This window comes from Streptomyces sp. NPDC111628, assembly GCF_055635195.1.
On the sequence record NZ_JBVKBZ010000009.1, the window covers coordinates 249427 to 267198 of the forward strand.

The following is a 17772-nucleotide window of genomic DNA, read 5'->3' on the forward strand; positions in this document are numbered from 1 at the left end:
GGAGCTTTCCGCGGTGCCCGCGTGCCCGCCTGCGCGGGTGAGGGGCCCGTCCCGGTGCGGGCATGAGGGCGTCCGCGGGACCCGGCCGAGGGCGCGGGCCCGTCCGCGGCGCCGGTCTGCGGGGCTGAGGCCTTCCGTGACGCCCGGTGCGCGGGTGAGGGTGCCCGTCCCGGGTGCGGGCGCGGGGCCGCCCGTGGCGTCCGGGCGAGGGCGCCGGCCCGTCCGCGGCGGCTCCGCCGCGGGCGTGGGGCCCACGCGCCCCCGGCTACCCTTGCGGGGTGAGCAGCCCCACCCCCGACGCCCTCCTGGGTCCCGCCGACGTCCGCGAACTCGCGGCGGCCCTCGGCGTGCGCCCCACCAAGCAGCGCGGCCAGAACTTCGTCATCGACGCCAACACGGTCCGCCGTATCGTCCGCACCGCCGAGGTACGCCCCGACGACGTGGTGGTCGAGGTGGGACCGGGTCTCGGCTCGCTCACCCTGGCCCTGCTGGAGGCCGCCGACCGGGTCACCGCCGTCGAGATCGACGACGTGCTCGCCGGTGCCCTGCCCGCCACCGTCGCCGCCCGCATGCCGGAGCGCGCCGACCGGTTCGCGCTCGTGCACTCCGACGCGATGCAGGTCACCGAGCTGCCGGGCCCCGCCCCGACCGCCCTGGTCGCGAACCTTCCGTACAACGTCGCCGTGCCCGTCCTGCTCCACATGCTCGACACCTTCCCGACCATCGAGCGGACCCTCGTCATGGTGCAGAAGGAGGTCGCCGACCGGCTCGCCGCCGGGCCCGGCTCGAAGGTGTACGGCGTGCCGTCCGTGAAGGCGAACTGGTACGCGGAGGTGAAGCGGGCCGGTTCCATCGGACGCAACGTCTTCTGGCCCGCGCCGAACGTCGACAGCGGGCTCGTGTCACTCGTCCGGCGGACCGAGCCGCTGAAGACCACCGCGTCCAAGGCCGAGGTCTTCGCCGTCGTCGACGCCGCCTTCGCCCAGCGCCGCAAGACCCTGCGGGCCGCGCTCGCCGGATGGGCGGGCTCGGCCGCCGCCGCCGAGGCCGCCCTCGTCGGCGCGGGCGTGTCGCCGCAGGCGCGCGGAGAGGCGCTGACCGTGGAAGAGTTCGCGCGTATCGCCGAGCACAAGCAGCAGGAAGTCAGGGAGTGACGAGCAAGTGAGCGTGACGGTCCGCGTCCCCGCCAAGGTCAATGTGCAGCTCGCGGTCGGCGCCGCCCGCCCCGACGGCTTCCACGACCTGGCCAACGTCTTCCTCGCCGTCTCCCTGTACGACGAGATCACCGCCACCCCGGCCGCCGACGGGCTCCGCGTCACCTGCGAGGGACCCGACGCAGGCCAGGTCCCCCTGGACCGCACCAACCTCGCGGCGCGCGCGGCCGAGGCGCTGGCCGCCAGGTACGGCCGCGCACCCGACGTCCACCTCCACATCGCCAAGGACATCCCCGTCGCCGGCGGCATGGCGGGCGGCAGCGCCGACGGTGCGGGCGCGCTGCTCGCCTGCGACGCCCTGTGGGGCACCGGCGCCTCCCGCGAGGAACTGCTCGAGATCTGCGCCGGGCTGGGCAGCGACGTGCCGTTCAGCCTGGTCGGCGGGGCGGCGCTGGGCACCGGGCGGGGGGAACGGCTGGCGGAGCTGGAGGTGGGGGGCGACTTCCACTGGGTGTTCGCGCTGGCCGCGCGGGGACTGTCGACGCCGGCCGTCTTCCGCGAGTTCGACCGGCTGGGGGAGGGACTGGACATTCCCGAGCCGGTCGCCGACCAGGCGGTGCTCGACGCCCTGGCCAAGGGCGACGCCGCCGCGCTCGCCGTCGCCGTCTCCAACGACCTCCAGCCCGCCGCGCTCTCCCTCTTCCCCGAGCTGTCCGACACCCTCGCCGCGGGCCGGGCGGCCGGAGCACTGGCGGCCCTGGTCTCGGGCTCGGGGCCGACGACGGCCTTCCTCGCGACCGACGCCAGGTCCGCCTCCGACATCGCGGGGGTGCTGCGGGCCTCGGGGACCTGCCGGGACGTGCGTACGGCGGTGGGGGCGGCGGCGGGGGCCACGGTCCTGGACTGAGGCGCACGGCGGCCGGACTACCCTGGAGGGTCGAGCGATCCCCCAGGCAGGAGAGAAATGGCCGTCAATCTGGTCAATGTCGAGAACGTCAGCAAGGTGTACGGCACCCGTGCACTCCTCGACGGCGTGTCCCTCGGCGTCTCCGAGGGGGACCGCATCGGTGTCGTCGGGCGCAACGGCGACGGCAAGACGACCATGATCCGGATGCTGGCCAGGCTGGAGGAGCCCGACACCGGCCGGGTCACCCACTCCGGCGGGCTGCGGCTCGGCGTGCTCACCCAGCACGACTCCCTCGACCCCGCCGCGACCGTCCGGCACGAGGTCATCGGCGACATGGCCGACCACGAATGGGCGGGCAACGCCAAGGTCCGGGACGTGCTGACCGGGCTCTTCGGCGGGCTCGACATGCCGGGGTTCCCGCAGGGGCTCGACACCGTGATCGGGCCGCTCTCCGGCGGCGAGCGGCGCCGGATCGCGCTGGCCAAGCTGCTCATCGAGGAGCAGGACCTGATCGTCCTCGACGAGCCCACCAACCACCTCGACGTCGAGGGCATCGCCTGGCTCGCCCGGCATCTGCGGGAGCGGCGGTCCGCGCTCGTGTGCGTCACCCACGACCGGTGGTTCCTCGACCAGGTCTGCACCCGCATGTGGGACGTGCAGAAGGGCGACGTCTACGAGTACGAGGGCGGCTACTCCGACTACGTCTTCGCCCGCGCCGAGCGCGAGCGTATCGCCGCCACCGAGGAGACCAAGCGGCAGAACCTGGTCCGCAAGGAGCTGGCCTGGCTGCGGCGCGGGGCGCCCGCGCGGACGTCCAAGCCCCGCTTCCGCGTCGAGGCCGCCAACGAGCTGATCGCCGACGTGCCGCCGCCCCGGGACAGCAGCGAGCTGATGAAGTTCGCCTCCTCCCGGCTTGGCAAGACCGTGTTCGACCTGGAGGACGTCACCGTCCAGGCCGGTCCCAAGGTGCTGCTCAAGCACGTCACCTGGCAGCTCGGCCCCGGCGACCGCATCGGCCTGGTCGGGGTCAACGGCGCCGGCAAGACCTCCCTGCTGCGGGCCATGACCGAGGCCGCCCGCAGCGAGGGCGAGCAGCAGCCGACGGGCGGGCAGGTGCGGGTCGGCAGGACCGTCAAGCTGGCGTACCTGTCTCAGGAGGTCGCCGAGCTGGACCCGGACTGGCGGGTGCTGGAGGCCGTACAGCGCGTCCGCGAGCGCGTCGACCTCGGCAAGGGGCGCGAGATGACCGCGGGGCAGCTCTGCGAGACCTTCGGGTTCGGGAAGGAGAAGCAGTGGACGCCGGTCGGTGACCTGTCCGGCGGTGAGCGGCGGCGGCTCCAGCTGCTGCGGCTCCTCATGGACGAGCCCAACGTCCTCTTCCTCGACGAGCCGACCAACGACCTCGACATCGAGACCCTGACCCAGCTGGAGGACGTCCTCGACGGCTGGCCCGGTTCGATGATCGTCATCTCGCACGACCGGTTCTTCGTCGAGCGCACCACCGACCGGGTCTTCGCCCTGCTCGGCGACGGCGCGCTGCGCATGCTGCCGCGCGGCATCGACGAGTACCTGGAGCGGCGCCGGCGCATGGAGGAGGCCGCCGCGTCGAGCGCCCCGGCCGTGGCGGCCAAGCCCGCCGCCGCCGTGCCCGAGAAGAGCGCCGCCGACGTGCGCGCCGCCAAGAAGGAGCTCCAGAAGATCGAGCGGCAGCTGGACAAGGTCTCCGAGAAGGAGACCAAACTGCACGCCCGGATCGCCGAGAACGCCACGGACTTCGCGAAGGTGGCCGAACTGGACGCCGAGCTGCGCGAGCTGACGGGACAGCGCGACGACCTGGAGCTGCGCTGGCTGGAACTGGCCGAGGACGCCTGAGTGACCGCGTGCGCCGGGCGCGCGGGTGATGTAAAGGGCGCGTGAAGGCTCGTAACGGTGGCATCACAGGCCGGTCCTCCCTTGGGAACAGGGGTGGACGCGGCCCGGTGGACGGTTGGGCGCGGGTGATAGAAAGGCCGTCCGAGGACTGTCCCAGGGCGGTCCGAGGCTTGTGGAACGATCGCCGTAGACGACTCCGGGGCCAGCGCGTGACCCGGGGCGTGGCTAAAAATCAGTGAGTAATAAGGGGGAACGCGCTGATGAGCCAGCCGCCGAATCAGCCGCCGCAGCCGGGTGGCTTCGGAGCACCGCAGGACCCACCGCCGGGAGGCTTCGGGGCACCGACCCCGCCGCCCCCGCAGGGGCCGCCGCCCGGTCCGCCGCCGCAGCAGCCGGGCTACGGCTATCCGCAGCAGCCCGGTCAGCCCGCCCAGCCCGGGCCGTACGGACAGCAGCCCGGACCGTACAACTCCGGGCCGTACGCCCAGCCGCAGCAGCCCCAGCAGCCGGGGCCCTACGGCCAGCAGCCCGGCTACGGCTACCCGCAGCAGCAGTACCCCGGCGCCCCCGGTACGCCGCCGCCCGGTGGCCCCGGGTCCCGCAACCCCTTCAAGGGCAAGCCCGCCCTCGCCATCGGCGCCGCCGTCGCGGCCCTGCTCGTCATCGGCGGCAGCGTGTGGGCGGTCACCGCGAGCGGCGGTGACGACGAGAAGGACAAGAAGCCCGTCGTCGCCAAGACCGACGACCCCAAGCCCTCCGGTTCCAAGGGCGGCGCCCCGGTCGACCCCGGTGACGGCAGCGGCGACGGCGGCGAGGACCCCGAGAACCTCAACGAGGGCCGCCAGGCCGGCGAGTCCAAGGTGCTCTGGTACAAGGAGGCGCCCGACGCCCCCGGTTCCGGTGCCGACGCCAACGGCATGTGGATCACCGGCAAGGCGGCGGTGAAGGCGGCGTACAAGCAGGTCTTCGCCTACAACGTCGGCGACGGCAAGCCCGCCTGGGAGCCGATCGCCTTCCCGGAGAAGATCTGCGCGGTCACCCCGGAGAAGACGGCCGACGACAAGATCGTCGTCGCCTACATGAGCGGCTCCAGCGACCGCGCCAAGTGCAACAAGCTCCAGGAGATCGACCTCGCCACCGGCCAGAAGGGCTGGTCCGAGGAGGTCGCCGAAGGCGACCTGTTCGACTCCACGCTCTCCCTCGAACTCTCGCTCAGCGGCAACACCATGATGGTCGGCCGCTCCCAGTCCGGCACCGCCTACGACGTCAAGAGCGGCAAGAAGCTGTACGAGAAGAAGAAGTACGGCGACGCCTGCTTCCCCGCCGGATTCGCGGGCAGCGCGAACAAGCTCGTCCAGGTCGCCTCCTGCGGCGCGGGCGGCAACAACGCGCACGACGAGCTCCAGGGCCTCGACCCGAAGACCGGCAAGGTCCTGTGGACCTACAAGTACGAGAAGGGCTGGCGGATCGCCCGCGCCTACTCCGTCGATCCGCTGGTCGTCTACGCCACCAACGAGGACAAGAAGGTCTGGAACATCTCCAGCTTCACCGCCGGCGGCAAGGTCCAGGAACAGGTCGGCGTCGACGAGGACTTCGCCCCCGAGTGCGGCTGGGCCATCCTCGAACGCGACCTCCAGGGCTGCACGGGCGTGGCCGTCGCCGCGGGCACGCTCTACCTGCCGACCGAGGCGACCAGCGGCGCCAACGAGATCGTCGCGATCAACCTCACCACCGGCAAGGAGAAGTGGCGCACCAAGTCCCCCGCGGACGAGTCGATGATGCCGCTGAAGATCGAGGGCGACCAGCTCATCGCGTACGTCCAGCCGTCCTACGACGCGGGCGGTCAGATCGTGTCCATCCCGACCGGCGGCAGCAGCCACCAGCCCGCCAAGCTGCTGCAGAACCCGCAGGGCGTCGCGGACATCGAGAACAGCTTCTACTCCAAGGACATCGACTGGGTCGACGGGCGGTTCTTCATCTCCAGCACCCGCCTGACCGGGAACGACGAGTCGAAGGAGAAGTTGATGCTCGCCTACGGCAAGTGACGGCAAGTGACCTCTTCTTTCTTCGCTTTCTCCTTCTTCTCGTCCGACTTCGCCGTTCCGCGGCTCGTTCCCTCTCCGTCGTCTCCGCTCTCCGAGGTACTCACGTCATGACCCAGCCGCCTCCCCCGCCGCCCAACCAGCCCCCGCAGGGCGGCGGGTTCGGCCCGCCGCAGAACCAGCCGCCGCAGCCGCCGACCCCGCCGCAGCAGCCGGGGTACGGGTATCCGCAGACGCCGCCGCAGGCCCCGCCACAGTCGCCGCCGCAGCCCCAGCCCGGGTACGGGTACCCGGGGCAGCCCGGTCAGCCCGGTCAGCCCGGGGCGTATGGGCAGCCGACGCCGGGCTATGGGCAGCCCGGTCAGCCGGGCCAGCCCGGTTACGGCTATCCGCAGCCGTCGACCATGCCCATGCAGCCGCAGCCCGCGGGCGGGGGCCGGAAGATCAACGCGCAGGTCGCGATCATCGTGTCCGCCGTCGTCGCGATCGCCCTGATCATCGGCGGCGGGGTCTGGTACGCCGGTTCCTCCGACGACGGGGGCAAGGACGACACCGCCGGTTCCAGCGGCGGCACGGGCGGCGACGGCGGTACGGACCAGAAGGGCGGCGACGGCGGCAAGGCCTCCGGCGCCAAGGAGAAGGCGCCCTCCGACCCGGCGGCCAAGGTGCTCTTCCAGGTCCCGATGCCCGCGGTGAGCAAGGAGGACGACAGCGTCGTCGTCTCCGGCTCGTGGCTCACCGACAAGGTGTATGCCAAGAGCGGCATCGCCGAGGTCAACGGGTACGACCCCGCCAAGGGCAGCAAGAAGTGGACGATCAAGCTGGACGGCCCCGTGTGCGCCGTCACCCGGCACGTCACCGACGACAACAAGACGGTGATCATCCACCAGCCCGCCATGCCGACCAAGGCCGAGCCCTCGCACGGCTGCACCCAGGTCGCGGTCCTCGACCTGGACGCCGGGAAGAAGGTGTGGACGAAGTCCGCCGGCGAAGGGCCGATCTCCTTCGACAACGTCACGATCAGCGGTGACACCGTCGCCGCGGGCAGCAGCGACGGCGGCGTCGCCTTCGACATCGCCAAGGGCGACATCCTCTGGTCCCCGAAGACGACCGACACCTGCTACGACGCGGGCTACGGCGGCGGCGAGAAGCTGGTCGCGGTGCGCAAGTGCGGCTCGTACGACGCCCGCCAGCTGAACATCCAGACCATCGACCCGAAGAGCGGGAAGGTGATCACCGAGTACAAGATGGCCAAGGGCATCGAGTACGCGGGCGTCGTGTCGACCAACCCGCTGGTCGTGGCCGCCGACGTCGGTGACTCCGCCGGGGACGGCAGCGGCATCTCGGACTTCTTCTCCATCGACAACAAGACCGGCAAGCTGCTCACCCGCATCTCGGCGCCCGGCGACCAGTTCGCGGCCCGCTGCGACAGCATCACCAAGACCGAGAGCTGCAACGGGCTCGCGGCCGGCAACGGCAAGCTGTACATCGCGACCGAGGAGCACGAGGGCGGCGGCGAGTCGTACAGCCGGGCCAACGAGGTCGTCGCCTTCGACCTGGCCACCGGGAAGCAGACCGGTCAGCGCGCGGACTCGGGCGAGGACTACACGATCACTCCGCTGCGCATGGACGGCGGCAACGTGATCGCCTACAAGCGCCCGCCGTACGACAAGGGCGGCCAGGTCGTGAGCATCGACGGAGCGACGTTCAAGCAGACCACGCTGCTGGAGAACCCGGCGACGGAGGCGGTGCGGGACGTGGAGTCCAGCATGTCGCCGGACTACTCCGAGCTGCTCTACTCGCAGGGGCGGCTGTACATGTCGCAGGTGTTCGCCAGTGAGCCGACGAGCGCGGACGAGAAGGAGTACCTGGCGATCGGGTTCGGCACCAGCGGGTGACCGTTCCGGCCCCGGTGTTCCGGCCCCGTCCCTGTCCCAGGGGCGGGGCCGGCCGCGTTGCGCGGGGGATTTCGGCACTCCGGGGCGGTTCTCACCGGTAGGGGCAGCGCGCGGGCTGGCTAGCGTGTAGCTTCCGGGGGACATGCCGGGGGGTATGCCGGGGACGGGTGAATGGGTGACTGGGGGGTTGCTCCATGGGAGTACGGCTGATGGTGGTCGACGATCACCGATTGCTCGCCGAGGCGCTGGCCTCGGCGCTGAAGCTGCGGGGGCACCGGGTGCTGGCCGCGGCGGCGCCGGCCGCGGGGGCGGCGGAGCTGGTGATCAGCCGGGCGCCGGAGGTGTGCCTGCTGGGGACGGCGACACCGGCGGAGCCGGGGAACTTCGATCCGGTGGTACGGATCAAGCGGGAGCGTCCGCAGGTGGCGGTGCTGGTGCTGGGTCCGGTGCCGAGCCCTCGCGGGATCGCGGCGGCGTTCGCGGCGGGGGCGTCGGGGTACGTCCGGCACGACGAGCGGATAGAGGGTGTCGAGCGGGCGATCATGAAGGCGCGGGCGGGGGAGGCGGCGGTGGCGCCGGCCTTGTTGCAGGGGGCGTTCGGTGAGCTGCTGAATCCTGCGGCCCAGCCCGACGACGAGGGGCAGCGGCTGTTGCAGATGCTCACTCCGCGGGAGGTGGAGGTGCTGGTGCGGGTCGCGGACGGCGAGGACACGCGGCTGATCGCGGCGGGGATGGGGATCGCTCCGTCGACGGCGCGCACGCACGTCCAGCGGGTGCTGATGAAGCTGGGCGTGGGGTCGCGGCTGGAGGCCGCGGCGTTGGCGGCGCGGACGGGGTTGCTGGACCGGGCGGGTGCCTCCGGCGGTTGAGCGGGGGTGCCTGCGGCGCCTGTGCGGGGTGGTGGGGGTGCGGAATGCCTGCGGCGCCGCTGCGGCTTCGGTGGGGGTGCGGGTGGCGCGGTGGGTTCGGTGAGTGGGTCGGGGTCGCGCCGGGGGGTGTCCGTCCTCGGAACGGCGCGGAATCGGTCACTTGAAAAGGCTCGACGCGTTGACGCGCCAACCGCTGCGGGCGGACACCCCCCGACACGACCCCTCGCCGCCGTACGCGGCCGACCGTCCATCCCGCCGCCGCTGCGGGCCGCGTTTCCCCTCGCGCGCACACCCGCGCCGGGTGGCCGGGGGACGCCGGACCGCTGCCCGGCGTCCCAGGCCGACTGTCACTTCTTCCCGGCCTCCTCCACCGGAGGTGTCGGCGGCGCCGTGGGGCGCAGCTTCAGCCAGGCCAGGAAGAACACGCCCAGGATCAGCATCCCGACCCCGGTCCACAGATTGATGTTCACCCCCTGCGCCTTGTCGATGTCCTCGTCGGACGCCACGAAGCCCGCGATCGTCACGATGACGCCGTAGATCACGAACAGCCCGCCGATGATCCGGCGGATGTCGAACAGCCGCGCGGCGGTGACGGACTTGGTCTCCAGCTCGGAGACCTCGTCCTGCAGGTTCTTGTCGGAGTAGGAATCAGACATGTTCTCTCAATCCTCCCGCGATCAGAACGAGAACGGGATGTAGCAGGCGGCGGCCAGGACGACCGCCCCCCAGCCGAGCAGCGCCGGCTTGCGGTACCACGCGTCGTCGCCCTTGGCGGGCGCCTCCGCCATGCCGGGTGAGGTGGTGCCGTACACCAGGCCCTGGAGGTCGGCGGTGGGCTTCGGCGCGGTGAACAGGGACACCGCGACCATGACCACCGCGCCGGCGACGAAGCCCGCGATCGCGGAGACGAAGTTGGCGCCCTGGTCGGAGGGGATGTCGATGATGCCCTGCTTGTAGATGACGAAGTAGTTCACCATCGCGGCGGTCGTGCCCGCGATCAGGCCCCAGAAGCCGGACTTCATCGACGCCCGCTTCCAGAACATGCCGATGATGAAGACCACGAACATCGGCACGTTGAAGAAGGAGAAGAGCGTCTGGAGGTAGCTCATGATGTTGGAGAAGGAGGAGGCCAGGAACGCCGTGCCGATGGAGGCCAGGACGCCGATCACCGTGATCAGGCGGCCGAAGCGGACGTAGTAGCCGTCCTCGCGGTCCTTCACCACGTACTTCTGCCAGATGTCGGTGGTGAAGACGGTGTTGAAGGAGGAGATGTTGGCCGCCATGCCGGCCATGAAGGCGGCCAGCAGGCCCGTCACCGCGATGCCGAGGACGCCGTTGGGCAGCAGTTGCTGCATCAGGTACGGGATCGCGTCGTTGTACTGGAGGTCCGAGCCGGGGGTGCCGATCTTCGGGACGAGGACCGCGGCGACCAGGCCCGGGATCATGACGACGAAGACGATGAAGATCTTCGGGAAGGCCGCGATCAGGGGCGTGCGCTGGGCCGCCGAGAGGTTCTTCGCGGACAGGGCGCGCTGCACCTCGGCGAAGTTCGTCGTCCAGTAGCCGAAGGAGAGGACGAAGCCGAGGCCCAGGACGATGGTCAGCCAGTTGGCGCCCAGCGGGTTCTCGCTGCCGATGCCCGTGCCGCCCCACGCCGTCATGAAGTCGGAGCCGTGCGACTTGGAGAGGGAGTCGGACAGGCCGTCCCAGCCGCCGACCTTCTTCAGGCCCAGGATGGTGATCGGGATGAGGCCCGCCAGGATCACGAAGAACTGGAGGACCTCGTTGTAGATGGCCGAGGAGAGGCCGCCGAGGGTGATGTACGCCAGGACGAAGAAGCCGGCCACGACGATGGCCACCCACTCGGGCCAGCCCAGCAGTGCCTCGACGACGATCGCGAGGGCGTAGAGGTTCACGCCGGCGATCAGGATGGCGGCGATGGCGAACAGGGCCGAGCTGAGGAGGTGGGAGGCCTTGTCGAAGCGCAGGAGGAGGAACTCCGGGACCGAGCGGACCTTCGAGCCGTAGTAGAACGGCATCATCACCAGGCCGAGGAAGACCATCGCCGGGATGGCGCCGATCCAGTACCAGTGGGTCGTGTAGACGCCGTACTGGGCGCTGTTGGCGGCCATGCCGAGGATCTCGGTGGCACCCAGGTTGGCGGCGACGAAGGCGAGTCCGGTGACCCAGGCGGGCAGGGAGCGGCCGGACAGGAAGAAGTCCAGGCTGGTCTTGACCGAGCGGCGGGCGGCGAAGCCGATGCCCAGGACGACCACGAAGTAGATCCCGAGGATCGTGTAGTCGAGCCAGTTGGTGGGGAGTCGAAGCTCTGCGGCTAGGTATGTGGAGCTTGTGGGGGTTTGCATTAAGCACTCGCTTCGTTCGCGAACTGATCCGGAGCGGAACCTACGCCTCCGCGTTCAGTAATTGAACACTTTTGGTGATGAACTTTGTTTGATTGTGATGTGGCGTGGGGGTGGTGGGTTGTGATGTGTTATGTTTGATTGTGTTGGATGATTGACGGATGTCCTGGCGACTGTCATGGGTGGGTGCAGAGGAGTGCGGCAGTGAAGAAGACCTCGACCCGGCTGGCCGACGGCCGTGAGCTGGTCTACTACGACCTGCGTGACGACACCGTGCGCGACGCCGTGGACCGCCGTCCGCTGGAGCGGACCGTCACCACGTCCGAGGTGCGTCGCGACCCGCTGCTCGGCGACTCCGTCGCCGTCGCCTCGCACCGTCAGGGGCGCACCTACCATCCGCCGGCCGACCAGTGCCCGCTGTGCCCGTCGGACGGGGAGCGGCTGAGCGAGATTCCGGACTCGGCCTATGACGTGGTGGTCTTCGAGAACCGTTTCCCGTCGCTGGCCGGCGACTCCGGCCGCTGCGAGGTCGTCTGCTTCACCTCCGACCACGACGCCTCCTTCGCCGACCTGAGCGAGGAGCAGGCCCGGCTGGTGCTCGACGCCTGGACGGACCGCACCTCCGAGCTGTCCCATCTGCCCTCCGTTGAACAGGTGTTCTGCTTCGAGAACCGGGGCGCCGAGATCGGGGTGACGCTGGGTCACCCGCACGGGCAGATCTACGCCTACCCGTTCACCACCCCTCGCACCGCCCTGATGCTCCGTTCACTCGCCGCCCACAAGGACGCGACGGGCGGGGAGAACCTGTTCGACGGCGTGCTGGCGGAGGAGCTGGCCGGTGAGCGGGTCGTGCTGGAGGGTGAACACTGGGCCGCCTTCGTGCCGTACGCGGCGCACTGGCCGTACGAGGTGCATCTGTATCCGAAGCGGCGGGTGCCGGATCTGCTCGGGCTCGACGAAGCGGCTCGCACAGAATTCCCCAAGGTCTACCTGGAGCTGCTGAGGCGCTTCGACCGGATCTTCGGCGAGGGCGAGCCCCCGACTCCCTACATCGCGGCCTGGCACCAGGCGCCGTTCGGGCAGCTGGAGGAGTTCGAGGGTGTGACGCGCGACGACTTCGCGCTCCACCTGGAACTTTTCACTATCCGCCGTACGTCCGGCAAGCTGAAGTTCCTCGCGGGCTCCGAATCCGGCATGAACGTGTTCATCAACGACGTACCCCCGGAGCTCGCGGCCGAGCGACTGCGAGAGGTAGCGAGTTCATGAGCGGGAAGTACCTGGTGACAGGTGGTGCGGGATACGTCGGCAGCGTCGTCGCCCAGCACTTGGTGGAGGCGGGGCACGAGGTCGTCGTGCTCGACAATCTGTCGACCGGTTTCCGTGAGGGCGTACCGGCGGGTGCCTCGTTCGTCGAGGGCGACATCCGGGACGCGGCCAAGTGGCTGGACGGCTCGTTCGACGGCGTGCTGCACTTCGCCGCCTTCTCGCAGGTCGGCGAGTCGGTCGTGAAGCCCGAGAAGTACTGGGACAACAACGTCGGTGGCACCATGGCGCTGCTGGAGGCCATGCGGGGCGCGGGCGTGCGGCGGCTCGTCTTCTCCTCCACCGCCGCCACGTACGGCGAGCCCGAGCAGGTGCCGATCGTCGAGACCGCGCCGACGAAGCCCACGAACCCGTACGGCGCCTCCAAGCTGGCCGTCGACCACATGATCACCGGTGAGGCGGCCGCCCACGGGCTGGGCGCGGTCTCGCTGCGGTACTTCAACGTCGCGGGCGCTTACGGGGAGTACGGCGAGCGTCACGATCCCGAGTCGCATCTGATCCCGTTGGTCCTCCAGGTGGCGCAGGGCAGGCGGGAGGCCATCTCCGTCTACGGCGACGACTACCCGACGCCGGACGGCACCTGCGTGCGCGACTACATCCACGTCGCCGACCTGGCCGAGGCCCACCTGCTGGCCGTGGCGGCCGCCGCCCCGGGCGAGCACCTCATCTGCAACCTGGGCAACGGCAACGGCTTCTCCGTCCGCGAGGTCGTCGAGACCGTGCGGCGGGTGACGGGCCATCCGATCCCCGAGGTCACGGCCCCGCGCCGGGGCGGCGACCCGGCGGTCCTGGTCGCGTCGGCCGACACCGCCCGCGAGAAACTGGGCTGGAACCCGTCCCGCGCGGACCTCGCGGGCATCGTGTCGGACGCGTGGGAGTTCGCGCAGCGGCGCGCGGGCTAGTACTTACCGCAGTTACCGGAAGGGCGAGGGGTCAGGACATGGGCGAGGCTGTCGCGGGGACCGTCGGCGAGCGGTTCCGGGAGCTGTACGGGGCGGAGCCGGAGGGCGTGTGGGCGGCGCCGGGCCGGGTGAACCTCATCGGGGAGCACACCGACTACAACGACGGCTTCGTCATGCCCTTCGCCCTGCCGCACCAGGCCGTCGCGGCCGTCTCCCGGCGCGACGACGGCATCCTGCGCATGCACTCGGCCGACGTCGACGCCGACCCGGTCGAGCTGCGCGTCGCCGACCTCACCCCCGGCTCGGACAAGTCCTGGACCTCGTACCCCTCGGGGGTCCTCTGGGCGCTGCGCGAGGCCGGACACGAGCTGACCGGCGCCGACGTCCACCTGGCCTCGACCGTCCCCTCGGGCGCGGGGCTCTCGTCCTCGGCGGCCCTGGAGGTCGTCCTCGCCCTGGCGTTGAACGACCTGTACGCCCTCGGCCTGCGCGGCTGGCAGCTGGCCCGGCTGTGCCAGCGCGCGGAGAACGTCTACGTCGGCGCCCCCGTCGGCATCATGGACCAGACGGCGTCCGCCTGCTGCGAGGCGGGCCACGCCCTCTTCCTCGACACCCGCGACCTCTCCCAGCGGCAGATCCCCTTCGACCTCGCCGCCGAGGGGATGCGCCTGCTGGTCGTCGACACCCGGGTCAAGCACTCCCACAGCGAGGGCGAGTACGGCAAGCGCCGCGCCGGCTGCGAGAAGGGCGCCGCGCTGCTGGGCGTCGACGCGCTGCGCGACGTGCCGTACGCCGAGCTGGACGCGGCGCTGGACCGGCTGGGCGACGAGGAGGAGGTGCGCCGCCTGGTCCGGCACGTGGTGACCGAGGACCAGCGCGTCGAGCGGGTGGTCTCGCTGCTGGAGTCCGGCGACACCCGGGCCATCGGCGCCGTCCTGGTCGAGGGCCACGCCTCACTGCGCGACGACTTCCGCATCTCCTGCCCCGAGCTGGACCTGGTCGTCGACACGGCCCTCGCCTCCGGCGCCCTCGGCGCCCGGATGACCGGCGGCGGCTTCGGCGGCTCGGCGATCGTCCTGGTGGAGGCCGCCGACGTGGACGCCGTCACCAAGGCGGTCGAGGACGCCTTCGCCGCGGCGGGCCTCAAGGCCCCGCGGGTGTTCGAGGCGGTGCCCTCGGCGGGGGCCCGGCGCCTGGTCTGAGCCGGTCAGCCGAGCCGTTTCACCAGCGTGTACTCCGTGATCCCCGGCGGGTAGTCGGGGATCACGCACATGACGTCGTAGCCGCGTTTCGTGTAGAAGCCCGGGGCCTGGAAGTCCCAGGTCTCCACCCGGGCGGCGGCGCAGCCGCGTTCGGCGCGGGCGGTGCGTTCCGCCTCGTCGAGGAGGGCGGAGCCGAGGCCCGCGCCGCGGTGGCCGCCGTCCACCCACAGGTAGGTCACGTGGAGCCAGGTCGCCCAGGTGTGCCCGACCAGGCCGCCCGCCAGGCCACCGGTGGCGTCCAGCACCCACACGTGCAACGGGAATTCGCGTTCGTGAGGGGTTCCGCGCAGGGAACGCAGGACGGAGGAGGCCGCTGTGTTCGTCTCCCGCAGGCGGGTGCGCAGCAGATCGCGCCGTTCCTTGTCGACTTCTGTCACAAGACGAAACATGCGGCTCACCATAAACGTGCCGCGGAGTCAGTTCTGCAAAGAGCCTTCCCCTCCCGGCGCCCGCCCGTACTCTGATGAGCAGCACCGGTGGGGGCCGGTGCCGTTCACCGTCGTACCCGTGCCGGTGCCGTCGTCCGAGGACGGACAGACGATGGGTATCCCCTGCTCCTCGCGGAGCTCGGGGGAGGGGGTTTCGTGGTTCGTATCCGAGTCCTGGTCGTCGACGACCATCGCATCTTCGCCGAGTCGCTCGCGGCCGCCCTGGCCGCCGAGCCCGACGTCGACGTCTCCGCGGCCGGCAGCGGTCCGGCCGCGCTGCGCTGCCTGGAGCGGGCCGCGTCCGAGGGGCGGCGCTTCGACGTGCTGCTCGTCGACGCCGACCTGGGCGGCCACGTGCCCGGCGTCCGGCCCGCCGTGCCCGTGCGGGACGGCAACGAGGACGGGCTGGTGGACGGGATCTCGCTGGTCGCCGGGGTGCGTTCGGGCCAGCCGGGCGTACGGACCGTCGTCCTCGCCGAGAAGGACGAACCGCGGCGGGCGGCCCTCGCTCTGGGGGCCGGAGCCTCGGGGTGGGTGGCCAAGGACTGCTCCCTGTCGCGGCTGCTCAGCGTCATCCGGGGCGTCCTGCGCGACGAGACGCATCTGCCGCCCGCCCTGCTCACCGGCGTCCTGCGCGAGCTGACCGCCGCCCGCAAGCACCGCACCGAGAGCGAGCTGCTGGTGGAGTCGCTGACCCCGCGCGAGCGCGAGGTGCTGCGCTGCATGGTCGCCGGGCTGGGCCGCAAGGCGGTCGCGGAGCGGCTGTACCTGTCCCCGCACACGGTCCGCACCCACATGCAGAACGTCCTGGGCAAGCTGGGCGTCCACTCCACCCTGGCCGCCGTGGCGCTGGCCCGCAGGGCCGGGGTGGGACCGGCGGACCTGGACGGGCCCTCAGCCGGGGATGTTGTCGAACGGGGCGGTCAGCTGGCGTAGCAGGGCCGCCAGTTCGGTGCGCTGGGCGCGGGAGAGTTCGCCCAGGATCGCGCGCTCCTGGGCCAGCAGGCCCGCCAGCGACTGGTCGGCGCGGTCCCGGCCCTCGTCCGTGAGCCGGACCAGGACGCCGCGCCGGTCGCTGGGGTCGGGCAGGCGTTCCACCAGGCCCTTCTTCGCCAGCCGGTCGATCCGGTTGGTCATCGTGCCCGACGTGACCAGGGTCTGGGTGAGGAGCTGCCCCGGGGAGAGCTGGTACGGGGTGCCCGCGCGGCGCAGCGCCGTCAGCACGTCGAACTCCCACGGCTCCAACTGGTGTTCGGAGAAGGCCAGCCGGCGTGCGCGGTCCAGGTGCCGGGCCAGCCTGCTGACGCGGCTCAGCACCTCGAGCGGTTCCACGTCGAGGTCCGGGCGCTCCCGGCGCCATGCTGCGACCAGCCGATCGACCTCGTCCTCCATGACGATCAGTGTAGTGGTTGTGTCGACGTGAAGTCTCTTGATGTCGACTCTCTCAATGACAACTGTCTTGACGTCGAGATACTTTTGGAGTGACGCTGGGTACCCGTCCCGCACGGACACCCTCTGGAGGCTCCATGCCCGCCACCGCCCCCACCTGGGACCCCGCCCAGTACCTGCGCCACGCCGGCCACCGCGCCCGCCCCTTCACCGACCTCCTCGCCCGGATCCCGGACCTGCCCGCGGACCCGCCCCGCATCGCCGACCTCGGCTGCGGCCCCGGCAACGTCACCGTGCTGCTCGCCGACCGCTGGCCCACCGCCCGCATCACCGGCTACGACAACTCGCCCCGGATGCTGGAACGCGCCCGGCAGTACGCCGGCCCCACCCCCGGCGGCGGCCACCTCGACTTCGCCCCCGCCGACGCCCGCACCTGGAGCCCCGACGAGCCCTTCGACCTCCTCGTCAGCAACGCCACCCTCCAGTGGGTCCCCGGCCATGCCGACCTCTTCCCCGGCTGGATCGACCGCCTCGCCCCCGGCGGCACCCTCGCCCTCCAGGTGCCCGGCAACTTCGACGCCCCCAGCCACCGCCTGATGCGCGAACTCGCCGGCTCCCGGCGCTGGCGGGACCGCCTCGACGGCGTCCTGCGCCACGACGACGCCGTCCTCACCCCCGAGGGCTACCTGGCCCATCTGACCGCCGCGGGCTGCACCGCCGACGTGTGGGAGACGACGTACGTCCACCTGCTGCCCGGCGACGACGCCGTCCTCGACTGGGTGAAGGGGACGGGGCTGCGGCCCGTACTGGACGCCCTCGACGACGATCCGGCCGCCCGCGACGCGTTCGTCGACGAGTACCGGGCCGTCCTGCGCGCCGCCTACCCCGCCCAGGCGCACGGCACCCCCTTCCCCTTCCGCCGCGTCTTCGCCGTCGCACGGAAGCCCGCGGGGGCCGCGGGGGAGGCACGTTGATGATCACCGGCCTCGACCACGTGCAGCTCGCCGTGCCGCCCGGCGCCGAGGAGCCGCTGCGCGCCTTCTACACCGGCGTCCTCGGCATGACCGAGATACCCAAGCCGCCCGTGCTCGCCGCACACGGCGGCTGCTGGTTCCGGGCCGGCACCGTCCACCTCCACCTGGGCATCGAGACGGCCGGCTTCCGGCCCGCCCGCAAGGCCCACCCCGGGCTGCGGGTCACCGGGATCGACGCGTACGCCGCCCGCCTGGAGGCCCACGGCACGCCCGTCACCTGGGACGACGACCTCCCCGGCCACCGGCGCTTCTACTGCGCCGATCCCGTCGGCAACCGCCTGGAGTTCCTGGAACCGGACGGACCCGCCCGCCCCTGACCCCGGCCCGGC

At 71.5% G+C, this 17772-nt stretch carries 16 protein-coding genes; 12 read left to right on the forward strand and 4 right to left on the reverse strand.

The genetic code is table 11. The annotated features are described in order from the left end of the window. Nucleotides 1–278: 278 nt before the first annotated feature. The 6 genes from rsmA (at nucleotide 279) to ACZ7MF_RS38720 (ending at nucleotide 8742) form a co-directional block, all read left to right on the forward strand. A complete protein-coding gene (gene rsmA, locus ACZ7MF_RS38695) occupies nucleotides 279–1154 on the forward strand; it encodes a 16S rRNA (adenine(1518)-N(6)/adenine(1519)-N(6))-dimethyltransferase RsmA (RefSeq protein ID WP_471482844.1) in 876 nt (291 codons plus the stop codon). 7 nt (nucleotides 1155–1161) lie between these two features. Further along, a complete protein-coding gene (locus ACZ7MF_RS38700) occupies nucleotides 1162–2061 on the forward strand; it encodes a 4-(cytidine 5'-diphospho)-2-C-methyl-D-erythritol kinase (protein ID WP_471482846.1) in 900 nt (299 codons plus the stop codon). A gap of 57 nt (nucleotides 2062–2118) precedes the next feature. Beyond that, nucleotides 2119–3933, forward strand: coding sequence for an ABC-F family ATP-binding cassette domain-containing protein (locus ACZ7MF_RS38705; protein WP_471482848.1), 1815 nt, complete (start codon nucleotides 2119–2121; stop codon nucleotides 3931–3933). Nucleotides 3934–4193: 260 nt separating this feature from the next. After that, complete coding sequence (locus tag ACZ7MF_RS38710; protein ID WP_471482850.1) at nucleotides 4194–5978, forward strand: outer membrane protein assembly factor BamB family protein; 1785 nt, start codon at nucleotides 4194–4196, stop codon at nucleotides 5976–5978. A gap of 107 nt (nucleotides 5979–6085) precedes the next feature. Continuing rightward, on the forward strand, nucleotides 6086–7873 hold the full coding sequence (locus ACZ7MF_RS38715) for an outer membrane protein assembly factor BamB family protein (protein ID WP_471482851.1): 1788 nt from the start codon (nucleotides 6086–6088) through the stop codon (nucleotides 7871–7873). A 194-nt stretch (nucleotides 7874–8067) separates the two neighbouring features. Then, a complete protein-coding gene (locus ACZ7MF_RS38720; RefSeq protein ID WP_471482853.1) occupies nucleotides 8068–8742 on the forward strand; it encodes a helix-turn-helix transcriptional regulator in 675 nt (224 codons plus the stop codon). A gap of 347 nt (nucleotides 8743–9089) precedes the next feature. Here ACZ7MF_RS38720 and ACZ7MF_RS38725 read toward each other — a convergent pair whose 3' ends face one another. Both ACZ7MF_RS38725 and ACZ7MF_RS38730 read right to left on the reverse strand, forming a co-directional pair. After that, nucleotides 9090–9398 carry a hypothetical protein gene (locus ACZ7MF_RS38725; protein WP_471482855.1) on the reverse strand — a complete coding sequence of 103 codons (309 nt, stop codon included), beginning with the start codon at nucleotides 9396–9398 and terminating at the stop codon, nucleotides 9090–9092. Nucleotides 9399–9419: 21 nt separating this feature from the next. Next, entirely contained in the window at nucleotides 9420–11108 is a 1689-nt protein-coding gene (locus ACZ7MF_RS38730) for a sodium:solute symporter family protein (protein WP_164277112.1), read from the reverse strand. A 201-nt stretch (nucleotides 11109–11309) separates the two neighbouring features. Here ACZ7MF_RS38730 and galT point away from each other — a divergent pair, with 201 nt between their 5' ends. Genes galT through galK form a run of 3 tightly spaced genes read left to right on the forward strand, consistent with a single transcriptional unit; the run spans nucleotide 11310 to nucleotide 14532 of the window. Then, the gene (galT, locus tag ACZ7MF_RS38735) at nucleotides 11310–12371 is read left to right on the forward strand and encodes a galactose-1-phosphate uridylyltransferase (RefSeq protein WP_471482857.1); all 1062 of its coding nucleotides are present in this window, start codon (nucleotides 11310–11312) and stop codon (nucleotides 12369–12371) included. Continuing rightward, nucleotides 12368–13330 (forward strand): UDP-glucose 4-epimerase GalE, encoded by a 963-nt coding sequence (gene galE / locus ACZ7MF_RS38740; protein WP_471482858.1) that lies wholly within the window; start codon nucleotides 12368–12370, stop codon nucleotides 13328–13330. The genes galT and galE overlap by 4 nt, the downstream gene beginning before the upstream one ends. Before the next feature lie 38 nt (nucleotides 13331–13368). Further along, complete coding sequence (gene galK / locus ACZ7MF_RS38745; protein WP_471482860.1) at nucleotides 13369–14532, forward strand: galactokinase; 1164 nt, start codon at nucleotides 13369–13371, stop codon at nucleotides 14530–14532. Between the two features lie 5 nt (nucleotides 14533–14537). On the opposite strand, the gene ACZ7MF_RS38750 is transcribed toward galK, so the two are convergent. Then, entirely contained in the window at nucleotides 14538–14993 is a 456-nt protein-coding gene (locus tag ACZ7MF_RS38750) for a GNAT family N-acetyltransferase (RefSeq protein WP_471482862.1), read from the reverse strand. Nucleotides 14994–15176: 183 nt separating this feature from the next. Here ACZ7MF_RS38750 and ACZ7MF_RS38755 point away from each other — a divergent pair, with 183 nt between their 5' ends. After that, complete coding sequence (locus ACZ7MF_RS38755; RefSeq protein WP_471482863.1) at nucleotides 15177–15956, forward strand: response regulator transcription factor; 780 nt, start codon at nucleotides 15177–15179, stop codon at nucleotides 15954–15956. Here ACZ7MF_RS38755 and tamR read toward each other — a convergent pair. Then, nucleotides 15915–16412, reverse strand: a complete 498-nt coding sequence (tamR, locus tag ACZ7MF_RS38760) for a MarR family transcriptional regulator TamR (protein ID WP_356859267.1) — start codon at nucleotides 16410–16412, stop codon at nucleotides 15915–15917. The genes ACZ7MF_RS38755 and tamR overlap by 42 nt on opposite strands. A 134-nt stretch (nucleotides 16413–16546) precedes the next feature. Here tamR and ACZ7MF_RS38765 point away from each other — a divergent pair, with 134 nt between their 5' ends. After that, nucleotides 16547–17383 (forward strand): trans-aconitate 2-methyltransferase, encoded by an 837-nt coding sequence (locus ACZ7MF_RS38765; protein ID WP_471482864.1) that lies wholly within the window; start codon nucleotides 16547–16549, stop codon nucleotides 17381–17383. After that, nucleotides 17383–17760, forward strand: a complete 378-nt coding sequence (locus tag ACZ7MF_RS38770) for a VOC family protein (RefSeq protein ID WP_356859271.1) — start codon at nucleotides 17383–17385, stop codon at nucleotides 17758–17760. The genes ACZ7MF_RS38765 and ACZ7MF_RS38770 overlap by 1 nt, the downstream gene beginning before the upstream one ends. The last annotated feature ends 12 nt before the right edge of the window (nucleotides 17761–17772 follow it).

Bases quoted from the DNA above. Each gene is read 5' to 3' on its own strand.
- ACZ7MF_RS38705 (WP_471482848.1), top strand. From the start codon at position 2,119: ATGGCCGTCAATCTGGTCAATGTCGAGAACGTCAGCAAGGTGTACGGC.
- ACZ7MF_RS38710 (WP_471482850.1), top strand. From the start codon at position 4,194: ATGAGCCAGCCGCCGAATCAGCCGCCGCAGCCGGGTGGCTTCGGAGCA.
- ACZ7MF_RS38725 (WP_471482855.1), bottom strand. From the start codon at position 9,398: ATGTCTGATTCCTACTCCGACAAGAACCTGCAGGACGAGGTCTCCGAG.
- ACZ7MF_RS38720 (WP_471482853.1), top strand. From the start codon at position 8,068: ATGGGAGTACGGCTGATGGTGGTCGACGATCACCGATTGCTCGCCGAG.
- ACZ7MF_RS38715 (WP_471482851.1), top strand. From the start codon at position 6,086: ATGACCCAGCCGCCTCCCCCGCCGCCCAACCAGCCCCCGCAGGGCGGC.
- ACZ7MF_RS38730 (WP_164277112.1), bottom strand. From the start codon at position 11,108: ATGCAAACCCCCACAAGCTCCACATACCTAGCCGCAGAGCTTCGACTC.
- ACZ7MF_RS38770 (WP_356859271.1), top strand. From the start codon at position 17,383: ATGATCACCGGCCTCGACCACGTGCAGCTCGCCGTGCCGCCCGGCGCC.
- ACZ7MF_RS38750 (WP_471482862.1), bottom strand. From the start codon at position 14,993: ATGGTGAGCCGCATGTTTCGTCTTGTGACAGAAGTCGACAAGGAACGG.
- tamR (WP_356859267.1), bottom strand. From the start codon at position 16,412: ATGGAGGACGAGGTCGATCGGCTGGTCGCAGCATGGCGCCGGGAGCGC.
- ACZ7MF_RS38765 (WP_471482864.1), top strand. From the start codon at position 16,547: ATGCCCGCCACCGCCCCCACCTGGGACCCCGCCCAGTACCTGCGCCAC.
- galE (WP_471482858.1), top strand. From the start codon at position 12,368: ATGAGCGGGAAGTACCTGGTGACAGGTGGTGCGGGATACGTCGGCAGC.
- galK (WP_471482860.1), top strand. From the start codon at position 13,369: ATGGGCGAGGCTGTCGCGGGGACCGTCGGCGAGCGGTTCCGGGAGCTG.